A 21603-nucleotide genomic window follows, 5' to 3' on the forward strand; every position below is an offset into this window, starting at 1 on the left:
CGAGCGTCTACGCACCCCTCTTCGGCACGTTGGTGGCGGAACCGATCCCAGGCACCCGGCGCGCGCTCGAACGCGGGCCGAACGCCAGCTCCCGCGGACCTACGAGCCGAGCGGCAGGTCGTGCAGCCGCGCCACGTCCGGCAGCGCGCCCACGAGCGGGCGCAACCAGTCGCAGAAGGACGGATCGATCCGCCCCGGCCCGAGGAGGTAGGCCTCCGGCAACAGGCGCGTGTGTCCGGCCACCGACTCGAGCGGCGCGAGGCGGTAGTCCACGGCGTACCCGGGACCGGGTCGACGTTCGATGACCACCGTTCCGTCCGGCCCTCCGTCGAGCGCGTACCCCACGGCGCGCCGTCCCACTTCGCGGGCCTCGAGCGCGTCGACCTCGGAGGTGCAGCCGACGAACGCGCGCTGCAGGTAGCCGAAGGTGTCCGCCCGCACGCGCTCCTTCTCGACGCCGATGCGGGCCAGGGCGCGCTTCACGTGGACGGCCAGCACGTCCCCGAGCGCCCCCGAGCCCGACAGGGTCATGTTGCCGTGCTGGTCCACGTCGTCGGACTCGTACCAGGTGCGGCCGGCGGGCGCGCGGATGCCTTCGGAGACCGCCACCACGCAGCGGCCGTACTGCTGGTAGACCTCGACCACCTGACGTTCGAACGTGTCGGGATCGACCTCGACCTCCGGCGCGTAGACGAGGTGCGGTCCGTCGTCCTCGAAGCGCTTCGCGAGCAGGCTGGCCGCCGTCAACCAACCCGCGTGCCGCCCCATGATCACGTCGATCTTGACGCCGCCGAGCGAGCGGTTGTCGAGGTTGTCGCCCATGACCGCCTGGGCCACGAAGCGCGCCGCCGAGCCATACCCCGGGCAGTGGTCGGTGACCTCGAGGTCGTTGTCGATCGTCTTGGGGACGTGGATGAGACCGAGCTCGTAGCCAGCGCGATCGGCGGCCTCGGCGAGCAGGTGCGCCGTCTCCGACGTGTCGTTGCCGCCGATGTAGCAGAACCAACGCACGTCGAGTTCGGCCAGGCGCTCGAGCGCGCGCCCGCACTCCGCCTCGGAAGGCTTCTTGCGCACGGAGCGCAGCGCGGCGCAGGGCGTCGACGCGACCCGCTCGAGGTGCGCCGGATCCTCGGCCGAGAGGTCGACGAGATCGCCCTCGAGCAGGCCCTGGATCCCGCGCCGGGCCCCGATCACCCGGCGCACCTCGGCGCGGCCGCGAGCGGCCTCGACGATGCCGACGAGGCTCTGGTTGATGACGGCGGTGGGTCCGCCGGACTGGCCGACGAGCAGGGAGCCGGAGCGCTTGGACACGGGTGGTTCGAAGGGTGCGTGGTCGCTCGCGCGTCGCGGACGCGGGAGGGGGCGGGGGCGGCGCGGAGAGTGCTCGAGCCCTGGGCTCGCACGTCCCGCCGGCCCCGAAGGTGAGGAACGCGGCGCGGCGCGGGCTTGACCCGCGCCCTGGCACTGGTAGAGTGCCGCGCTCGCTGGTGCTTTCGAGGCCAGCGACACCCTCGGTGCCCGGGTGGCGGAATTGGTAGACGCGCCAGACTAAGGATCTGGTGCCCTCACGGGCGTGCTGGTTCGATTCCAGTCTCGGGCACCACACATCTCTCCTCGCAGGCTTCTCTCCCCCGCCGGACCTGGTGCTGGCGGCGGTCGATCGAGAGCGGTCGATCGAGAAGGTGGGGATGCGGCAGCACGGGAAGCTGCGCGCGAGCGGCGACCAGATGCTGCGCGCCGGCGGCAGGAGCGAACCGCCAGCGCCCCACCGCAGGTCTCAGGGCTTCGAAGCCTTCGAGTCGAGCACGAAGCGCGCGTCGATCTCGAACTCCTTGTCCGCCAGTTCGAGTGCCACCAGGGCGCGCTCGATCCCGGCCAGGTAGGTCAGGTGGCGGTCGATGTCCTCCACCATCTTCGGCATGTGCTCGGCTCGGAACTGCTCGCGGAAGACGTCGATCTCGTCGAGCACCAAGGTCTCGAGCTGCGCCCCCACCTCGAGCGACGACAGGTTGCCCCAGACCTCGTTCGGGAAGTGCTGGGCGAGGAGCTTCTTCTCGATGCGCGGGCGTTCGACGTCCCAGTCGATCAGCGAGAGCACGTCGTCCTGGGCGCGCTGCACGAGCACCTTCTCGAGGTCGCCCCGCACGGCCGCGGGGTCCATCCAGACCATGGCCGAGATCGCGTCCAGTCCGCTGCCCATCATCGCCGTGAAGTCGTCGCGACCGGCCAGCGTCGACTCCTCGCTCCCCGCCAGTCCCTTGAACAACTCGCCGATCATGCGGAAGTTGTTCGTCACCACGAACACGTCCTGTGAGACGCCCGTCGCCACGTGGCCGGTGCCCGTCACGAACGGCGACCAGTACTCGGTCAGCGGGAAGCCGCCCTCGCCCTTGTTCGTGTAGATGCCGGGCGCGCCGTCGCGCCCCTGCAGACCGAGGCGCGGCGCGTTGCGCGCATCCTCGAGTCGGTTGAGCAACGCGGCGCGGCCCGGCTCGGTGCTGTAGAGCAGGTTCACGTCGTCGACCCACAGCGCGATCGCCCACGCGAGCGTCGCGCGCCCGTCGTTGGGCGCGTCGGACTCGAGCAGCGGATAGCGGTTCGGGCCGATGATGATCGCGATGCGGTCCTTGAACGCGGCCTCGAGGTCCGAGATGAGCGGATCGATCGTCGCGTAGCCGAAGATCGGCTGAATGATCTCGGTCTCGAGGTTGTCGATCATCGCGCGCTCGGCCGAGTTCACGATCTGGCGCAGGAGTTCGCCGAGATCGATGTCCAGGTAGACGACGAGGAACGCGTCGGCCGGAGCGAGCTGCCCCACGCGCTTCACGACGGTGCGCTGATCCACCGCCTTGCGTCGATAGATTCGCCGCTGATCGTCGGTGAGCGCGCTGATGTCCCAGCTGCCTCCAAGGGCGAGTGCGGCCAGACCGGAATCCAGCGCGAGCGTGCCCGCCACTTCGGAGACCGCACCCAGCGAGACGAGTCGTCCGAGCAGCGCCTCCATGAAGTCCGGACTGCGCGGGTCGGGGAAGGCTCCCTCCACGCCGAGCAGCTCGGGCAAGTGGTCGGAGCGCACGAACAGCTCGAGGTCGTCGCCGCTGTCGCTCGCCCGCTTCGCGATCTCGTCGTGGTAGCGCGGGCTGACGAAGAACGACTCCTGGCCCTTGGTGCGCTCGAGCGTGCGCGCGGTCGCGGGGAGGTCGGGACCGTTGCTGATCACGATCACGTCGTTGATGCGCGTGAAGTACAGGGGCTCGACGAGTTCGCCGCCGCTCAGCGCGATGACGCCGTCGGTCTTCGTGGCCGTGAAGCCCTGCGCGTCCAGGCCGAACAGACCGGGCCGCTCCAGCGCGGCGTAGGCGGCCTTGCCCACCCAGTTGCAGCGGCCCAGCGCGACCCACTCGGTGCCGCCGGGGACGTCGCGATCGAAGTACGCCGCCACGCCCAGATCGGAACCGCCGAACGCCGCCAACGGGTGGGTCGAGACCGGCAGCTGCGCGAGCTGCTCGGCGATCGTCGCGCGCAACTCGGCGTACTTGGTGGCGAGATCGGCGAAGGCGGGCTCGGAGGCGAGCTGCCCGAAGGGCCCGTCGGCCAGGTCCTTCGCCCGCCGCAGGCCCAGCTCGGCGTCGAAGGCGCCCACCAGGTCGGCGCGCGCGGCGAACATGTCCACGTCCCGCGGGACGAGCGTGGCCACGTCGAACTCGTAGTCCCCTTCGATCGGGCTGAAGAGGAAGGTCGAGAAGGCGAAGTACCCGGTGAATCCGAGGACTCCGAGGACGATCAGGACGGGGCGCAGGAAGCGTTTCATGGGCGGCTGGCAGCGAGCGGCGCGTGGACGGGGCGCACGCCGGCGGCCCAGGACCATACGGGGTGGCACGGCGGGGTCCCAAGACGCGCTCCGGCTTCCCGTCTTCCCTCCCGCCGACGGATGCCGTCGGGCGTCCGCGTCCGTATCCTGTCGGGCATGCGGGTCTCGCAACGCGCCGAGCGAGCCTCGGCCTCCATCACTCTCGTCCTCTCCCAACGGGCCAAGGAGCTGCGCTCGAGCGGCCGCGACGTGGTGGACATGTCCGTCGGCGAGCCCGACTTCCCAGCGCCGCCGGTGGTCCAGGAAGCCGCGGTGGCGAAGGTCCGCTCCGGCGACGTGCGCTACACGCCCGCGGCGGGAACACCCGAGCTACGGGCGGCCGTGGCACGGCACCTCTCCGACACGCGCGGCGTCCCGTTCGCGGCCGAGCAGGTCTGGATCGGCCACAGCGCCAAGCACGCGCTCTCGACCGCGTGCCTCGCCCTGTTCGATCCCGGCGACCGGCTGCTGCTGCCCCAACCGGGCTGGCTCTCCTACGACGAGATGGCGTTGATCGCGGGCCTCGAGCCCGTACCCGTCGCTCCCCCGCCCGCGGTCGACGGCGGCAGCACGACGGGCGGTCCCGACCTCGACGCCCTCGAACGGGAAGCGGCGCGCGGCGCTCGCGCCCTGTGGATCAACACGCCGTCGAACCCGACCGGCTACGTCTGGAGCCGCGACGAGATCGCGGGCGCCGTCGAGATCGCCGTGCGCCACGACCTCGTCATCCTGAGCGACGAGATCTACCGCCGCCTCGTGTACGGCGAGCGCCCGTTCTGCTCGCCGGTCGAGGTGGACCCGCGCGCGCTCGAACGCACGGTGATCGTCGACGGGGCCTCGAAGGCCTTCTGCATGACGGGCTACCGCATCGGGTTCGCGGCCGGTCCGAAGGAGGCGATCGTCGCGCTGACGAAGATCGGCAGCCAGATGGCCGGCTCCCCGAATGCGATCTCCCAGGCGGCCTACCTGGCCGCGCTCGCGTCCGAGCCGCCCGAGGTCGAACGGATGGTCGCGACCTACCGCGAGCGCCGCGACCGACTGACCGAAGGCCTGCGCGAACTCGGCCTCGCGTTCCCCACGCCGCACGGCGCCTTCTACGTGCTGCCCGACGTGACGCCGTGGTTGGCCGGAGCCGCGGACGCGCAACAGCTGTGCGCGGACCTGCTCGAGGAAGAGGCCCTGGTCCTCGTCCCCGGCAGCGCGTTCGGAGCCCCGCGCCACGTGCGACTGTCCTACGTCCTGTCCGACGAGCGCATCGCGTCCGCCCTCGAACGCCTGCGCCGCTTCGCCGAGCGCCGCGGTCTGCTCTCCGGCACGGCCTGTTAGATTGAGCGTGCGCGCGAACGGGGGCGATTCCATGGACAAGGACGGCAAGCGGAAGAAGCAGGCGTCGAAGTCGGACGGTTCGCGTCCGGCGGACACGGAGGGTGGCGACGCGGCCGAGGAACCGCGCCTCGTCGCGCTCGACGGCGACGCGTTGGCCGCGGTCGACGGTCTGTTGCGCGGTCGCCGCACCGTGCACGAGTTCCGCCCCGAACTGCCGCCGCGCGCGCTCGTGGACGAAGCCCTCGACCTGTCCCGCTGGGCGCCGAACCACAAGCACACGACGCCCTGGCGCTGGTACCGGCCGGGACGGCGCACGATCGAGAAGATCTGCGGTCTCAACGCGCGCACCGTGCGCCAGACCAAGGGTGAGGAGGCGGCGCGCAAGAAGCTCGAGCGCTGGCTCAAACTGCCCGGTTGGCTGCTGCTGACCGCGCCGGTCAACGAGGACGACCCGCTGCGCCACCAGGAGGACTACGCCGCCTGCTGCTGCGCGGCCCAGAACTTCATGCTGGCGCTGTGGGCGCGCGGCATCGGCTCGAAGTGGAGCACCGGTCCGGTCACGCGTCACCCGGAGCTGTATCAACTGCTCGGCATCGATCCGATGGCCGAGCACGTGGTCGGCATCTTCTGGTACGGCTTCCCCGCGCAGCTCATGGAGGGCCGGCGCGAACCGCTCGAGAAGAGCGTGATCGACCGGCCGTAGGGGCGCGCCGACTAACCGACGCGATAGGCGTTGCGCGCGCCTTCGAACTCCTCGAGCGCCACCTTCTGGATCACGGCCAGCGTTCCACGATCGTCCGTGTCGGCGAGCACGTAGAACTTCCACAGGTTGCGGTAGGACTGCTCGAGGTCGGCCAGGCGCGGCACGCGGTCCGCGTACTCGCCCAGAGGTCGCGGCTCGCGTTCGCCCGGCCAGAGCACGTGCGTCGCCGCTTCCTTGAGCTGCATGCGTGCCGCCGGGCAGTAGACGATCACGTCCACGTCGCGGCCGGTGGCGAACGCCGCGGCCTCGCGGATGCGTTCCTCGGCCGCGCGGCGGGCGGCGAAGGCGTCGCGCGCGAAGAAGCGCGTCACGAGCTGGCGTTGGGCGTCCTCGTTCTCGTAGCGCGGGAAGACGGCGGCGCGCTTGTAGAGCACGCGCTGGCGCACGCCTTCGACGAGCCGGCGCACGCGAGCCGCGAGTTCGGGCTCGCCGGCCTCCGCGCGCTCGACGAGCAGTGACAGGAGCGAATCGTCGGTGCGGTCGAACAGGGCGTCGTCCTCGATCAGACCGGCGCCGAGGACCGACTCGACGGCGCGCGCGATCATCGCACCCGCGATCACCTTCGCGTGGTGGTAGTAGACGCGCTCCGAGAAGTAGTAGCGCGCCTCGAGCATCCGCACGATCTCGGACAGGATGTCCTCGCGCAGCAACTCGCGCTTCGACAGGTCGATGTACAGGTTCCCGCTCTTGCGCTCGATCTGGAAGTACGAACCGAGACGCTCGTCGACCGAGAGTCGCAGGCCCGTGAAGTAGGCGTCGCGCGCCAGGTAGTCGAGGATGTCCGAGCAGATCGTGTCGGACGTGAGTTGGGTCCAGTACGGCGGCACCTCGCGTCCACCGGGGCGCGGCGCGAGCACGGCCATCACGTCCTCGCGCACGCCGAACTCGTCGAGCCTGCGCCCCAGCGCGGTGTGCGCCCCCAGCGTGCGTTCGTAGCGCTCGGCCGAGTCGTGGCGCGCGATCAGCCCCGACTGGTCCTCGATGTTGTGACCGAACGGCATGTGCGTCACGTCGTGGACCAGGGCCGCCAGGCAGATCACGCGCGCCTCCTCGTCCGCGATCCGCAGGTGGTTGCGCGGATCGAGCTCGAAGTTGCGGTTGACGGACGCGATCAGCTGGCGCGTGACGTGCAACGTGCCGATCGAGTGCTCGAAGCGCGTGTGCACCGCGCTCGGGAACACGAGGTAGGCGGTACCGAGCTGTTTGACGCCGCGCAGTCGCTGGAACTGCGGCGTGTCGATCAGCGCGAGCTCCTCCGCGGTCAACAGCACGTCCCCGTGAACGGGGTCGCGCATGACGCTGAAGGGCTTCGAGTGGTGGCTCGAGGTGTTGGACATCGACGGGGTGCGGAGGTGCGAGCGAGCGGACTCAGCCCTGGATCTGCATGTACACGGGATTCGACGCCTGGATCGGCAGGTAGGCGAAGAGCTGGAAGTCGAACTGGAGCACCATGAACGCGAAGAAGGCGCCCGAGCCGATCAGGTTCGGGTTGTTCTTGATCGGCACGGCGATCGTCCGTTCGCCGTTGAAGTCGAGGCTCCCGAACCAGCCCGGATGGAACAGGTACGACAGGAACACGGCGTCCGCGTTGAGCGGGAGCGTGACGCCCAGGTAGTTGATGCCGGGGAAGATTCCGCTCGACAGGTTGAAGATGTAGACCTGGCCGGGGTTCTGCGGCGACGAGAGCTGGAAGATCGCCTGGGTGCCGATCTGCGGCACGGTCGTCAGCGCCAGCGTCGTGCCCACGAGCGGCGGAACGTCGGCGTCGTTGACCACGCCGGGCGTCCCGAGGTCTCCGGTGCCCCAGGCGGTGACGGCGTCGGTGAAGTTCGCGACGCTGGACGGAGCGAAACGGTCGATGCGTTCGTCGGCGACGCCGGGATCGGCGCTGATGTTCGCGCCGCCCCAGTCGACCCGGTCGATCGACGCGAAACTGGGGGTCAGCAGCTCCACCCAACCCGTCCCGTTCGGCAGCGCGAACTGCTCGAACGGCAGACAGATGTCGACCAACACGTTGCCGTTGCGTTGACGCACGCCGTCCACGCCGATCACGACGTACTCGCCCGCGCGCACGAGCAGGTGGCTGTCGATGTTGATCGTGGTTGCGCCCGAACGCACCTTGCACCCGAACAGGTCGAGGTCGCCGCCGGTGGTGTTCGTGACCTCGATCCACTCGCCGAAGTCGTCGCTGGAACCGACCGGATCCACGAGGAACTCGCTGATGACGAGGTCACCGGCCGCGGGCGTCGTCCCGGGGTTCTCGTGGCAGGTGTACGCGGTCTCCAGTCCGGTCGGCGTCGTCACGGTGAAGCCGACGCCGTCGCTCGCGAGCACGAACGTGCCGTCGGCCGAGGTGAACGCGCCGGCCTGGGTCGGCGACGGCGAGCCCTGGTTGCCGCGCGTCGTCGACAGGATCGGGCGGCAGTTGGTCGTGCTGTTGAAGCGGTTGCAGATGGTCTTGGTCGGGTGGCCGAAGCCCGCCCCCACGCCGGCCGACACCGCGACGAAGCTGGGGTCGAAGTTGGCGATCGCGGCCGTGCTCGAACTCGTGACCGAACCGTGGTGGCTCATGACCAGCGCGTCGATCTGGCCGACGTTGGCCGAGACCGGGCCCTCGACGTCCGCGGTCCCGTTGCCGCCCGCCGTCAGATCGCCGCCCACGTAGAACTCGAAGTCGCCGTGGCGCACGAGCACGGCCAGACAGAGACCGTTCTCCTCCTGGCTCGTGCCGACGACGGTCACGGTCCCGGTCGCGTGCTGGCCGTTGATCGCGATGCACTCGATCTGCGCACCGCCGCCGAGCGCGATCGTCGCCCCCACCGCAGGCGTGACGCGCAGCGCGCCGGCGGCGGCCTTGTACTGGACCTCCTGCGTGAGCGTGCTCGGCAGGAAGTCGCCGCGGTCCCAAGCGGCCACGTTCGGAGTCCACCCCGCGGCGAAGACCTCGTCCGTGCCGCCGCAGTGGTCGGCGTCGTAGTGGGACACGATCGAGTAGTCGAGGTCGGTGACGCCGATCGACGTCAGGTAGCTCGTGATCGTCGGTCCGAAACCCGGTGCGCCGCCGTCGATCAACACCCGCGTTCCGTTCGGCCCCTGCACGTAGATGCACGAGCCCTGGTCCACGTCGATGACGTGGATCTCGAGGTCCTGGGCGACGGCGCGGCCGACGAGAACGACCTGCGCGAGGAGAACGCCGAGGAGCGCGAACGCGAGGCGCGGGAGGGGCACGAACATGGGAGGTCCGGACACGGGTGGGACGGGGCGGGCCGGGCGTGGAGTGCAGACGGAAGTCGACGCCAGCGGTGAAGAGCGCGAACGCGAGCGCGTAGGTCGCGGATCCTCGAAGGGCGACCTTCGACGCCACGCTTCCCTCGCTAGTCTAGACCCTGCCTCGCCGACCCCGGTTCCGACGTTCCGCCTTCGCTCGATCCCATGAACGACCGCTCCGCCATCGCCCTGTGCGTCACCCTCTCCCTCGCCGCCGGCGCGCTCGGAGCGCTCCTGGCCGCCCCGGACCAGGACCGCGTGTGAGCGCGACCGACGGGATCGGCACCGCGCCCGGGGTCGAGCCGCTCGACGCGCTCGCCGCCCAGGTGCGCGACCAGGGCGACCGCATCGAACGCCTCTCGATGGAGCTCGCGAACCTCGCGGACGAGCGGCGCGCGCCCCTGCCGGCCGCGCCCGCCTTCGACACCGTCCCCGCCGCACCGATCGAGACCGCGTCCGACGAGCCCAAGGCCGCCGCGACGCCGGACGGAACGGTCCCCGAGGACGAGATCGCCCTTCTGTTCGCGGGCGCGATGGACAGCGGAGCGGCCTGGGAGCTGATGGATCGCCTGCGCCGCTCGGGCCAACTCGACGCGGTGCTCGCCCGACTCTCCGAGTACGCCGCCGCGAACCCGACCGACGCCGACGCCCAGTACATGGAGGGCGTCGCGTACATCATGCGCCTGCAGGAGGTCGGCGCGAGCTTCGAGGCCGGGCCGCTGGCGTCCAAGGCCGACGCCGCCTTCGACCGCACGCTCGCGCTCGACGAGGACCACCTCGATGCGCGCAAGTCGAAGGCCATCTCGCTCAGCTTCTGGCCGCCGATCATGGGCAAGGGTCCCAAGGCGATCGAGCAGTTCGAGATCCTGATCGAGAAGCAGCAGAAGTTCCCGGTGCAGGACGACTTCGCCGAGAACTACGTGCTGCTCGGCAACCTGCACCTGCAGGCGGGCGATCAGGAGCAGGCGATCGCCGTGCTCGAGCAGGGTCTGGCGGCGCACCCGGACGACGCGGATCTGGCGTCCCAACTCGCGGCGCTGAAGAAGCAGTAGCGCAGGCGGCGATGGGATCGACCGACGCCGACGGCGCCCTTCTCGACTTCGAGCGCGTGGACGTGCGCGTCGGCACGGTCGCGCGCTGCGAAGCGTTCCCCGAAGGGCGCTACTCGACGCACGTGCTGTGGATCGACCTCGGCGCCGAACTCGGTCGGATGAAGTCGCTCGCGCGGCTGGTGCACTACGGCGATCCGAGCGCACTCGTCGGACGCCAGGTCCTGTGCCTGGTCGGACTCGAGCCGCGTCAGATCGGTTCGCACACGAGTCAGGTCCTGACCCTCGCGGTCCCCGACGCGAACGGCGACGCGGTGCTGGTCGTGCCCGACCCGAACGCTGCCGGCGGCGACGTGCCCGCGGGCGGCCGGCTCTTCTGAGCCGTCGCCCGAGTCGTCTTCCGCGGCCTCGAACTCAGGGGATCGTGTCCAACAGGGCGTGGGTCTCGTTCTCCCACAGACCGCTCGGATTCGCGGCCAGATAGGCCAACAGCGCATCGCGCGCCCGCTGGGTGTCGCCAGCCCCGAGCCATGCCTCCGCCGCCTTGATGTGCAGGGCCAGCGGCAGTTCGTCGATGCGGTCCCCCACTTCCGCGCACAGTCCCTCGAACACGACGGCGGCGTCGGAGAAGCGCTCGCCCTCGAGCAGCATCTCGCCCTTCAGACCGCGCGCGCTGAACGAATGGGGATCGAGCACGAGCGCGCGTTCGATCGCCGCGGCGGCCGCGGCGCGCGACTCGACGTTCAGGCGTTCGAGCTCCGCGGCGGGATAGCCCTTCGCGATCAGCCCTTCGCGCGTCGCGACCGAGTCGAGCGCGTCGAAGGCCGCGTCCACCGCCACCCGCGCGCGCGCCTGGAGGAACGCGCGCCCCTGACCGAGGTCTTCGCGCGCGACGCCCAACTCGCACATGCGCAGGTACCAACGCTCGCGATCCTCGTCGGTGCGCTCGCGTCCCGCCGCGTCGAGTTCGAGCGCCGCGACCATCGCCGCCGTCGCCGCGGCGCGCAGGCTGCCCGTCAGCTTCGCGCGCACGTCGAGCCCTTCGGCCAGGAGGCTCTCGTACAGCTCGACCGCGCGTTCGAGGTCCGCGCCGGTGGCGAGCGCATCGGCCAACGCTTCGCGCGCACGGACCTCGTCGGGCGTGTGCTCGACGGCCTTGCGCGCGGTGTCCACCGCCGTGGCCACGTCGCCCGAGCGCAGGGCACTCTGTGACGCGAGCAGGTACGCGGCACCGAGCGCGCGCTCGACGAACGGCAGGGTCGGATCCGCGCGCTGGGCCTCGAGCAGGAGCTCGAGTCCACTGCGCGCTCCACCCGGTGTGCAGATGCCGAGCACGCCGTGCGCACGCACGAGTTCGGGCACACGACCGTGGGCCGCGCGCGCCGCGTCGAGTTCGGCCTGCGCGTCGTCGAGTCGTCCGCGCCAGGCGAAGATCTCGACCAGCGCGGCGACCGGTCGCGGGTCGCCGGGCCGCTCCGTCGACGCCTGCCGCAGGAGTCGCACCGCTTCGAAGAGGTCGCCCTCCATGTCGGCCAGGCGCGCGCGCAGGAGCGGCTCTTCGGTGCCGGCGGCGAGCGCCACTTCGTCGACCAGCGCGCGGGCCTCGGCCAGGCGACGGTGGTCGAGGGCCGCCCGGGCGGCCACCACCTGGGGATCGGTGCTGCGCGAACCGGCGTAGGCGGAGACCGGCAGGTCCGACGCGCTCCCGCCGTCGTCACACCCCGCGGGCAGGACCAGAGCGAGCGCGGCGACCAGGGCGCACCAGCGCGGCAGGGCACCGAGCACGCCGGCGGGCACGGGGCGAGGAGCAGGGGCGGAGGCGGACGACGGCGAGGACTCGGACATGCCGCGGGAGGATAGCGGCGCGCGGACCTCGCGCCGTCGCCGGCGGCCTGGCATCCTCGGGCGACCGATGGACCCGTCCACCCCCCGAGCCGATCCGGCCGACGAACTGGCCGCTCTGGTCCGCGCCGCCGAGCGCCTGGCGCGCCGCGCCCAGGGCCTGGGCCGGCCGGCGGGCCGCGCGCCGAGACTCGCGGCGATCCAGCCCGCACCGGGCCGGGCCGGGGCTCCGACCCCGCACCCGGGGGCCGAGCCGCAGCAGCGGGCCGCGCGACCGGCCGCTGAGGCGAGCGCAGCAGTAGCGGCATCGGCGACCCGCCAGACCCGACCGGCCCCTCCGGCGGCCGGAGGCCCCCAACGGGGTCCACGCCCGTCCCAGGCGGCCCCCTCCGCCGTCGCGCCGTCCACCCGGACCGCCCCCCCGCCCACCGGCCCTCCGCCCACCGCCGCCGTGGCGGCCGCCGCCAGCACCCTCGACGAGCTGGAGGCCGCCGTGGCCGGCTGCCGGGCCTGCGCCCTGTGCACCGCCCGCACCCGGACCGTCTTCGCCGACGGGAACCCGACCGCGCGCCTCATGTTCGTGGGCGAGGCCCCGGGCCAGGAGGAAGACGCTCAGGGTAAACCCTTCGTCGGGCCCTCTGGACAGCTCCTGACGGACATCATCGCCAAGGGCATGGGCCTGGACCGGGCCCAGGACGTCTACATCGCCAACGTGGTGAAGTGCCGCCCGCCCGGCAACCGCGACCCCCTGCCCGAGGAGAAGGCCACCTGCGCCCCCTTCCTCGCCCGGCAGATCGAGCTCGTGGATCCGAAGGTGATCGTGCCCCTGGGTCGCCACGCGGGGACCCACATGCTCCAGAACACCGCTTCGATGGGGCGTCTGCGGGGCCAGGTGGTCCAGCGCGACGGCCGCGCCATCGTCCCCACCTACCACCCGGCCTACCTGCTGCGGACTCCGTCGAAGAAGCGCGAGTGCTGGGCCGACATCCAGTTGGCCATGGCCGAGTTGGCCCGCTGATCGGCGAACGCGGTCGGAGCGGTGAGCAGCGTGCGACGGCGCTCGATCCCATGGGCCCGATCGCTCGGTAGCCGGCCCGGCACCGCGCGGTAGGGGTGCCCGACGTGTCCTTCCCGGGTCCGCCACCCCTTTCGGCTTGGTTGACCCCCTCTTGGGGCACCGCTATTCTCCCCAGCCTTCTCGTCCGTCGCCCACGCGTCCTCGGACCATCGCACTCCGCTCGAGCGGCGTGCGTCGGTCCGCTCCGAGGCCGCCGATCGCGACACCCAACGGGCGTGACCCCGAGAGCCCGCGCGGCCCTCGTACGGTCCTTCGACCCAGCGCCCATCGGACTCGACCGCGGACTCGCTCCACGGCCGTTCCCCCCTCCCTCGGTACACCCCCACACGAGCGTCGACGCGCGACAGCCCATCCGGCCGTCGCGTGCCCGCCGTTCCTCCCCGCCCATCGGGCTTCGACCGTCGATCCGTTCCACGCGCCGTGCGCACGGAACCTCACGACGACGCGTCGTCCCGGAGCAACGCACCCATCCATCCATGCGCGTTCGCACCCTGCTCCTCCCCCTGCTCCTTCCCTCCGCCGCCCTGTTCACGTTGACCGCCTGTGCCTCCACCGGCACGAACGGCGCGGCGAACGGCAACGTGGCCGCGGACACCGATGCGAGCACGCTCGCGGCGGAACACTCCGCCCGCACGAGCGGCACCGAATCGAGCGGCACCGAATCGACGCTCGCGATCGAAGCGGTGGCCACCACGCCGGTCGCGTCGCTGAGCGGTCGCACCGCCGAAGCGTCGCTGGCCGCGAACGGTTCGGCCGAGCCGGGTCAGGACACCCAGGACTTCGTCGACACGGCCAAGCGCCGCGCCGAGCGCACGCAGCTCATGGTCCAGGAGTACCTGGCCCAGGGCGACGCGTACTACGACCGCGCTCAACTCGAGGAAGCGCTCGTGGCCTACGCCCACGCGCTGACGCTCGATCCCAACAGCGTCCCCGCCCAGGACGGTCTGCGTCGCGTGCGTGCGACGCTCGGCGACGACCTGATCGAAGCCGGCGACATGCTGCAGGACCAGGCGAACATCACGCTGGTGCGTCAGCAGCTGGCGAAGATCGAGGCGGAGGACGAGCTGCTCAAGGGCGACAACGCCATGCGCCTCGGCAACTTCACCGAAGCCATCCAGGCCTACGGACGCGCGCGCAACATCCTGATGATGCAGCCGCTGATCCGCACCGGTGACCTCGACCTCGAGATCGTCCAGCGCCGCATCGACAACGCGAACGCCGCCAAGGACGACGCCGTCGTGCGACGCGAGCAGATGGCGATCGACGACGCCGCCCGCGACCGCGCCGAGGCCGAGCGCGAGGAACAGGAGTACCGCGAGCGCAAGCTCAAGAAGTGGTACGCCGACGCGCACCAGGCCTTCCTCGCCGACGACTACGACGAGGCCCGTTCGAAGGCCGAGCTGATCCTGACCTGGGACCCGGGCAACCAGTCCGCCAAGGAGATGCGCGAGATCGCGAACGTCGCGCAGCTCAACAAGGTCGACGCCGACCTGCGCAAGAGCTACCGCGAGCAGTGGATCCGCACGATGGCGGATCTGGAGCAGAGCGACGTGCCCCAGGTCGAAGCGCTCAAGTACGACCGCGAGCGCTGGAGCGAGGTCTACGACCGCGAGCCCCACGGCTTCACGAGCGCCGGCGTGGGCGAGAGCCCCGAGCGCACGCGCGTCACGAACCTGCTGCGCTCCGAGCGCGTCCCCGCTCGCTTCGGCGACGGTGAAGAAGGCGCGCCGCTGCAGGCCGTCGCCGCGTTCCTCTCCCAGAACACGGGCGTGAACTTCCTCCTCTCGGCCGAGGTCAAGGACCTCGACGAGGAGGAGACCGCGGTGAACCTGAACATGGGCGACCGCTCGGTCTTCGAGGTGCTCGAGCTGATCGCGCTCACCTCCGACGCCGTGCGCTGGACCATCCAGGACGGAACGGTCAAGTTCGTCACCGCCGAGGAAGAGGTCGGCAGCTACGGGCTGCAGACCTACGAGGTGCGCGACCTGATCCGCGCCCCGCGCGACTTCCCCGGTCCGGAGATCAACGTGCAGCCCTCCGAGGGCATCGAGTACGTCGAGGACGAAGAACTCGACATCGAGGCCACGGTCCTCACCGGCGACGAACTCGTCGGTCTGATCGAAGAGAACGTGTCGCCCGACTCCTGGGACGGCGGTTCGATCGAGCTGACCGAGACCGGCGTGCTCACCGTCTACCAGACCCCCGAGGTCCACGGGCAGATCAAGGACCTCCTCGAGGACCTGCGCGCCCTGGCAGGAATCATGGTCGACATCCAGACCCGCTTCCTGCGCGTGCAGGACTCCTTCCTCGAGGAGATCGGCGTCGACTTCCGCGGCCTCGGTGCGCCGGGCCTCGGCGACGGCAACCAGTTCGACGACTTCGGTCCCACCGGCACCCAGTCCGACGGTCTGAACGACACGATCGGCCTGACCAGTGACACGGGCGTCTTCTTCGACGCCGGCAACGGCGAGTCGGTCGCCGGTCGCGTCGAGAACCTGTTCGACACCACGATCGGTCGGGACGACTTCCAGGCCACCGGTGGCTTCTCCGGCTCCTGGACCTACCTCGGCGACCTGCAGCTCGAGATGCTGCTGCGCGCCGTGAGCAAGGCCGAACGCGTCGAAGTGGTCACCGCACCGCGCCTGCTCGTGTTCAACAGCGCGCGGGCCAGCCTGCAGGTGCTGAACCAGTTCGCCTACGTGCAGGACTACAACGTCGAGATCGCCACGGCGTCCTCGATCGCGGACCCGGTGATCCAGGTCATCCAGGACGGCGTCGTGCTCGACGTGCGCCCGGTGGTGTCGGCCGACCGCCGCTTCATCACCCTCGACCTGCGTCCGACGGTGGCCGTGCTGACCCAGCCGATCGCGAGCTTCATCACCACTTTGAACGTGGCGACGACGGTCGAGATCCAACTGCCCGAGTTGGAGATCCAGCGCCTGCGCACGGTCGTCTCCGTCCCCGACGGCGGCACGATCCTGCTCGGTGGCCTGCGCCTGCACACGAACAAGAACGACGAGTCCGGTGTGCCGATCCTGCGCAACATCCCGATCGTCAGCCTCTTCTTCGAGCGCAAGGCCAACTTCATCGACAACCGCAAGACGCTCATCCTGCTGACGGCGAACATCATCATCCCGCAGGAGATGGCGCCCTCGCCCGTCGAGCTCGGCCCGATTCGCTGAGCGTCCGACCCGGACGCGCCCCCCACGGTTCGCCGTGAGGTGGGCAGCAGCAGGCCCGATCGCGCACGCGCGGTCGGGCCTGCTGCATGGCTGGCCCCCACTTCGTTCGCGCGCGACCACCCGTCGTCGCCGTGCTCGGTCTTTCGGTCGCTGGGTCTGCGCGGCGGAGTGCACTCCGCGGGTGGACGACCTGTTCGACGACCGGTTCGACGACCGGCTCGACGACTGGTTCGACGACTGGTTCGACGACTGGTTCGACGACCGGTTCGTGCCGTCCGAGTCTCGCCGACCGCAGCGCCCCTGACGTTCGCAGCGGTTCGGACGCCGTCGCCGACCGGAGAACCCGTCGCCCCCGCTCCACGCGCGCGTTCGGGCCGCGTGAGCCGTCGATGCGACCGGAGCGCCGGTGACGTTCGACGCGCTGCACGCGGGCCGGACCTCTCAAACCTGGGCCGCGGGTGTGGTCCCGCCCCCATGTCGGTTAGTCTGCTGCGCCCTGGACCCCCCGCACCCGCCCCGGTGCGCGATTCCTGGGGCGCCGGGTGCTCCGCACTGAACCCCATCAGTTCGGCTCCCGTTCGAAACACCGCCGATCCCACCGGGTAGCCCATCACGACGCGGGGACCCCGCTGGCCCCGGAGCACCGCGACCGGCGGGACGCTCCGAGGTCTCGTTCCTCTCGCCCGCCCAGGCGACGGGGTGGACCTCGCTCCGAACCGCCCCGCTCCGAACCGCGCCGCTCCGAACCGCGCCGATTCAAGAACGCGCCGCGCGACCGATCGCGGCTCGTCCCGACACCGCGCGACCGAACACCGCGCGACCTCGTACCGCGCGATCCAGCACCGCGCCACCGAACACCGCGCCACCGAACACCGCGCTCCTCGATCCACGAGAGCGCGCCCATCACCACCGCCGCGCGCGCCGACCCACGGTGCGAGAGCGCGACGGTCCACCTCGACAGCGACCCGCACCCTTCGATGCGCCGACCGATCGCTTCCGTTCTCCTTTCCGCCATCGCGCCGAGCTTCGTGCTCGGAGCGAGTCTCGCGTCGGCCCCGATCGCGTCCGCCCAGGACCTGTCGGCCACGCGGATCTCCGACCAGATCGAGTACGCGCGCGGACTCGCCAGCTCCTGGCAGTTCCTCGACCTCGCGGACGCGGTGCTCAACGGACTCGAAGGTGCCGACCTCACCGGTGAACAGCGCGAAGCCCTGGCGCTGACGCGGGCCGACGTCTTCGCGGCCGGAGCGCGCACGATCGGGGACGACAGTCTGCGCGAAGGTCTGTTCGACCAGGCCCTCGACAGCTACAGCGCGTTCCTCGACTCCTACCCCGCTTCGGCGCTGGTGGCCGAGGCCCAACGCAACTACATCGGCGTGGCGCGCGACTACTCGACGCACATGTCGGACCTGGTCGAGGAGGCCGCGGGCGAGGAACAGCAGCGCCTGCGCTCCGCGATCGAGGAGCGGGTCGCGCGCGTGCTCTCCAACGCCTCGGAAGCGATCGCCCGCCTGCAGGACATCGAGGATCGCACCGAGTCCCAGGAGAACCAGCTCTGGAACATGCGCATCGACCGCGGTCGCCTGCTCCTGACGCTGGGCCGCGCCGCGGCGGATGGCGAGGGCTACCTGACCCTGGCCGAGGACGAGATGGGCGAGGTGGCGTTCTTCGCCCCCTCCGACTCGTCGTTCCCCCAACAGGCCTTCATGGTCCTGGGCGAGGTCTACCTGGCGAAGGGCCAGATCGCCGACGCGGCCGACACGTTCGAGTACGTGGCCGAGAACTCGATCCCATTCGAACGCGACACGTGGATGGACCTGCGCGAGTACCTCAACGATCCGCAGAAGAACTTCCGTTGGTCGTACCTCGAGTTCGTGACGCCGCCGATGATCGAGGCGCACATGCAAGCGGGCAACACGGCGCGCGCCGCCAACGCCGGCCTGCACCTTCTGAACATGCGGAACCTCGAGGGCTTCGACGTGAGCGCCCGGGGTGAACTGGCCATGGTGGCCGCGGCCCGTGCGCTGTTCGACGCCGGCGGAGTCGTGGGCGGCACGCCGGCAGCGGCCGACTACGCCTGGTTCCAGACCGAGGAGGAGGCCGAGGCGAAGGGCCTGGGCAAGCGCTCCATGCGTCCCGCGCTCGAGCTCGCCCTGACGCTCGCGCTCGACCAGGCCGAAGGCAGCAACAGCCTGGCCGCCGCGCGCGCCAAGGGCCTGATCAACGACCTGATCGAGAGCCCCGGACTCAGCTTCGGCCCCGAGGTGCTGATGCAGGCCGCGAGGGGTGCGTACGACGCGCGCGACTACGAGGCCGCGCTGTCCGCCTTCCGCCGCGTGCTCACGGCGGTGCAGGGCGATCCGATCAACGCTTCCCTGTACGGCGGCGAAGTCTGCTGGTACATGGGCGACACGTACCGCCGGCAGGGACGCCTGCTCGAAGCGGCCATGGCCCACCGCGAGGGCGTGGTGTCCTACGCGGGCGACGAAGTGCGCGACAGCATGAACGCGAAGTCGGCGTACGACCAGTTCGGTCGCTTCATGCGCGTCGACCCCGAGTCGAAGCTGTTCAAGGAGACGCAGCAGCAACTCGCCGCTCTCGTGCAGATCCACGTGAAAGCGGGTGAGACCGACGTCATCCACGACCTGGCGCAGCAGAAGTACCAGGAGGCCGAGAGTAATGGCCGCGCCGCGACCTACGCGGAGGCCGCCGGCCGTTTCGCCGAAGTCCCCGAGTCCTCGAAGTACTACGGCATCGCGCGTTCGATGATCGGCCTCTGCTACTACAGGGCCGGCGACCTGGCCAAGGCGGCCGAGGCCTTCGCGGCCTACGAGGACGAACTCGCCACCACGAGCGACGACGGGATCCGCGCCCAGCTCGAGGGCTCCCGCGTCCGGGTGCGCTTCTTCGGCGGCGAAGTGGCCCTCGACCGCGCGAACTGGTCGAAGGCCCTCGAGACCTTCGCGAACTTCCCGAGAGAGTTCCCCGACCAGGCCGAGTACCACGACTCCGCACTCGCGAAAGCCGTGCGCGCCGCGGTCGAACTGGGCCAGATCGATCGCGCGCTCGAGCTCATGGAAGAGCTGAGCAAGCGCTTCCCCGACTCGTCCCAGACCCTGGCGGCGACGGGCTACCTGTTCACGCCGCTGTGGGAGACCTACCGCACGACCGACGCCGGCACCGCCGAGCGCACCAAGGTGCTCGAGCCCCTCAGCAAGGTCGTCGAACTTCGGAACCGCCTCTCGAAGAAGGCCTCGTTCGACCTGTTGCGCATCGAGTCGAAGCTGTGGATCGAGTTGGGCCGCTACGAGGACGCGCTCACGACCCTCGAGCGCATCAACACCGCGTTCGCGGACGACGAGACCCAGGCCGACAAGCTCGAGGCCTTCGTCAAGCCCGACCTGGGCGTGGTCTACATCCAACTGGACCGTCTGCCCGAGGCCCACGGGATCCTCGCGCCGCTCGTGCCGGACCCGGACGACAAGGAGGCCAAGAGCCCCTCGGGCGACGTGGTCGAGGCCTACATCAAGTCGGTCGCCGGCTGGATGAAGGGCGACGCGACCGACCCCGAGGTCATGGCCGGCGTCGGTGGCGCCGCGGAACTCGAGAAGGCCTACAAGTGGGCCACCAAGCGCAGCGGCAACTCGTCGCTCGAGTCCTACACCCCGCCGTGGTTCGACGCGCGTTTCCTCGAGCTGTGGACCCTGTACCAGTGGAGCAAGGTCGACACCCAGCACCAGTTCAACCTGCGTCAGATCCTGACGACGTTCAAACGCGACTACGGCAACGACTTCGACTTCATGACCGAGTCGGGCTGCGACCCGTCGGTCGCCGCGCGCTTCCGCTGGCTCGACCGACTCGCCAAGTGATGGGTCCCTCTTCCTCCTCCTCCACCCTCCGTCCGTCGCACGCCGGGTCCTTCACGATGTTCACCGCACTGCTCCTCACCGCCATTCCGTTCGCCGCCGGGCCGGCCGTCGCCGCACCGTCGCTCGCACCCGCGTCCAGCGCCTTCGAAGCGAACCTGCGCGCCGTCCAGGAAGGCCGACCGGACCTGGTCGTCATCCGCGGACGCCGCGACGCCGAGGTCCCCGTGGCCGGCACGATCGTGGAGGCGCGCCTCGACGAGGTGGTGATCGAGGTCGACGGCAAGGAGACCGGCTACAAGGCCGACAAGGTGCTGCGCATCCAACTGAACCGCGTGCCGCGCGAGTTCGAGGACGGCGAGAAACACCTGAAGGCACGGCGCTTCGCCGAAGCCGCGACCGCGTTCAAGGACGTGGCGGACACCAGTTCCGTGCGCACGCCCGTGCGCGCCGTCGCGTTGCTCCAGGCGATCGAGGCCGAGATCGGACTGTCGGGCAGCGACGCCGCGGCCCTGGGTCGCGCGCGCTCCCTCGCCGACCGCTTCGTCTCCGACTTCTCGGACCACCGCGACCTGCCGCTGGCCCGCCGCTGGCAGGCGCGTCTCGCCCACCTGGTCGGCGAGTTCGGCGCGGCGGCCGACGGCTACGCGGCGCTGTTCGGCGAGTTCGACGGCACGCAGGCCAAGACCGGCTACGAGCCGATCGCTTGCCTCGAGGCCGGACTGGCCGGCGCCCATGCGGCCCTCGAAGGGGACGACGCGAGCAAGGCGCGCGACCTGTTCGCGGCGCTCGAGGAGAAGTCGACGGCGCTCGCCGCGTCGCTCGAAGCCACCGATCCCCTCGCCGCGCAGGCCCAGGCCCTGCGCGAGCGCGCCCAGCTCGGCGAAGGCTGGATCCTGCTCCAGAGCGACAAGGGCACCCAGGCGCGCAGCTTCTTCAAGAGCCGCGTCGACGGCAGCCAACTGAGCACCGCCCAGGCCCGCTTCGAGGCTCGCATCGGCCTCGCGCGCGGCTTCGAGACCGGCGGTGAACCGCGCGCCGCACAGCTCGAGTACGCGATCGTCTCCGCCACCGCCTTCGGCGATCGGGACCTCGTGGCGCGCGCCCTTCTGGGTCAGGCCGCAACTACCCTCACCCTGGGGGATACAGACGCGCGCATCCTCGCCAAGCAGTGGCTCGGTGCGATCCTCGACCGCTTCCCGGACACGCCCTCAGCCCGTCCGGCGCGCGAACTGCTCGCCACCCTCGGCGAGTGACGGACGGCAGATGAGGAACGGGGCCCGCTGGCGGGTCCCGGGGACTCGACGGCGGGAGCACCATCGGAATCCAGCCGGTAGTTCCAGTCGGGGCCCGCGCTCCCTACCATCTGCCCTCCACATC

Annotated in this window: 14 protein-coding genes and 1 tRNA gene; 10 read left to right on the plus strand and 5 right to left on the minus strand. The window is 70.7% G+C overall.

All coding sequences use genetic code 11. The features are described from left to right. Positions 1 to 99: 99 nt before the first annotated feature. A complete protein-coding gene (locus Pla163_RS13520) occupies positions 100 to 1311 on the minus strand; it encodes a diphosphate--fructose-6-phosphate 1-phosphotransferase (protein ID WP_145189371.1) in 1212 nt (403 codons plus the stop codon). 205 nt (positions 1312 to 1516) lie between these two features. On the opposite strand from Pla163_RS13520, the gene Pla163_RS13525 reads away from it, so the two are divergent. Beyond that, positions 1517 to 1603: transfer RNA gene (locus Pla163_RS13525), tRNA-Leu, on the plus strand. A 174-nt stretch (positions 1604 to 1777) separates the two neighbouring features. Here the strand turns inward: Pla163_RS13525 and Pla163_RS13530 are convergent. After that, complete coding sequence (locus Pla163_RS13530) at positions 1778 to 3811, minus strand: hypothetical protein (protein WP_145189374.1); 2034 nt, start codon at positions 3809 to 3811, stop codon at positions 1778 to 1780. A 156-nt stretch (positions 3812 to 3967) separates the two neighbouring features. On the opposite strand from Pla163_RS13530, the gene Pla163_RS13535 reads away from it, so the two are divergent. Both Pla163_RS13535 and Pla163_RS13540 read left to right on the plus strand, forming a co-directional pair. Beyond that, positions 3968 to 5176, plus strand: coding sequence for a pyridoxal phosphate-dependent aminotransferase (locus tag Pla163_RS13535; protein ID WP_419185930.1), 1209 nt, complete (start codon positions 3968 to 3970; stop codon positions 5174 to 5176). A 7-nt stretch (positions 5177 to 5183) separates the two neighbouring features. Continuing rightward, positions 5184 to 5879, plus strand: a complete 696-nt coding sequence (locus tag Pla163_RS13540) for a nitroreductase family protein (protein WP_419185931.1) — start codon at positions 5184 to 5186, stop codon at positions 5877 to 5879. 11 nt (positions 5880 to 5890) lie between these two features. Here the strand turns inward: Pla163_RS13540 and Pla163_RS13545 are convergent, their stop codons facing one another. Both Pla163_RS13545 and Pla163_RS13550 read right to left on the minus strand, forming a co-directional pair. Next, positions 5891 to 7276, minus strand: coding sequence for an HD domain-containing protein (locus Pla163_RS13545; RefSeq protein ID WP_145189380.1), 1386 nt, complete (start codon positions 7274 to 7276; stop codon positions 5891 to 5893). 31 nt (positions 7277 to 7307) lie between these two features. Continuing rightward, on the minus strand, positions 7308 to 9173 hold the full coding sequence (locus Pla163_RS13550; protein ID WP_145189383.1) for a lamin tail domain-containing protein: 1866 nt from the start codon (positions 9171 to 9173) through the stop codon (positions 7308 to 7310). 293 nt (positions 9174 to 9466) lie between these two features. Here Pla163_RS13550 and Pla163_RS13555 point away from each other — a divergent pair, with 293 nt between their 5' ends. Both Pla163_RS13555 and Pla163_RS13560 read left to right on the plus strand, forming a co-directional pair. Next, entirely contained in the window at positions 9467 to 10258 is a 792-nt protein-coding gene (locus Pla163_RS13555) for a tetratricopeptide repeat protein (RefSeq protein WP_145189386.1), read from the plus strand. 11 nt (positions 10259 to 10269) lie between these two features. Further along, positions 10270 to 10635, plus strand: coding sequence for a tRNA-binding protein (locus Pla163_RS13560; RefSeq protein WP_145189389.1), 366 nt, complete (start codon positions 10270 to 10272; stop codon positions 10633 to 10635). A 34-nt stretch (positions 10636 to 10669) separates the two neighbouring features. Here the strand turns inward: Pla163_RS13560 and Pla163_RS13565 are convergent, their stop codons facing one another. Further along, entirely contained in the window at positions 10670 to 12100 is a 1431-nt protein-coding gene (locus tag Pla163_RS13565; protein ID WP_419185932.1) for a tetratricopeptide repeat protein, read from the minus strand. A 448-nt stretch (positions 12101 to 12548) separates the two neighbouring features. Between Pla163_RS13565 and Pla163_RS19090 the strand changes: the two genes are divergently transcribed. The 5 genes from Pla163_RS19090 to Pla163_RS13590 all read left to right on the plus strand — a co-directional run bounded on the left by Pla163_RS19090 (position 12549) and on the right by Pla163_RS13590 (position 21479). Beyond that, positions 12549 to 13115: a uracil-DNA glycosylase gene (locus tag Pla163_RS19090; protein WP_419185933.1), complete on the plus strand. Its 567-nt coding sequence runs from the start codon at positions 12549 to 12551 to the stop codon at positions 13113 to 13115. A gap of 536 nt (positions 13116 to 13651) precedes the next feature. After that, complete coding sequence (locus Pla163_RS13575) at positions 13652 to 16357, plus strand: hypothetical protein (RefSeq protein WP_145189398.1); 2706 nt, start codon at positions 13652 to 13654, stop codon at positions 16355 to 16357. A 181-nt stretch (positions 16358 to 16538) separates the two neighbouring features. Further along, positions 16539 to 16661, plus strand: a complete 123-nt coding sequence (locus tag Pla163_RS19095) for a hypothetical protein (protein WP_419185934.1) — start codon at positions 16539 to 16541, stop codon at positions 16659 to 16661. A gap of 673 nt (positions 16662 to 17334) precedes the next feature. Next, entirely contained in the window at positions 17335 to 20226 is a 2892-nt protein-coding gene (locus Pla163_RS13585) for a tetratricopeptide repeat protein (RefSeq protein WP_145189401.1), read from the plus strand. Positions 20227 to 20282: 56 nt separating this feature from the next. Then, positions 20283 to 21479, plus strand: a complete 1197-nt coding sequence (locus Pla163_RS13590; RefSeq protein ID WP_145189404.1) for a tetratricopeptide repeat protein — start codon at positions 20283 to 20285, stop codon at positions 21477 to 21479. The last annotated feature ends 124 nt before the right edge of the window (positions 21480 to 21603 follow it).

The organism is Rohdeia mirabilis, assembly GCA_007750655.1.
In the GTDB taxonomy this organism is placed as follows: Bacteria; Planctomycetota; UBA1135; order UBA1135.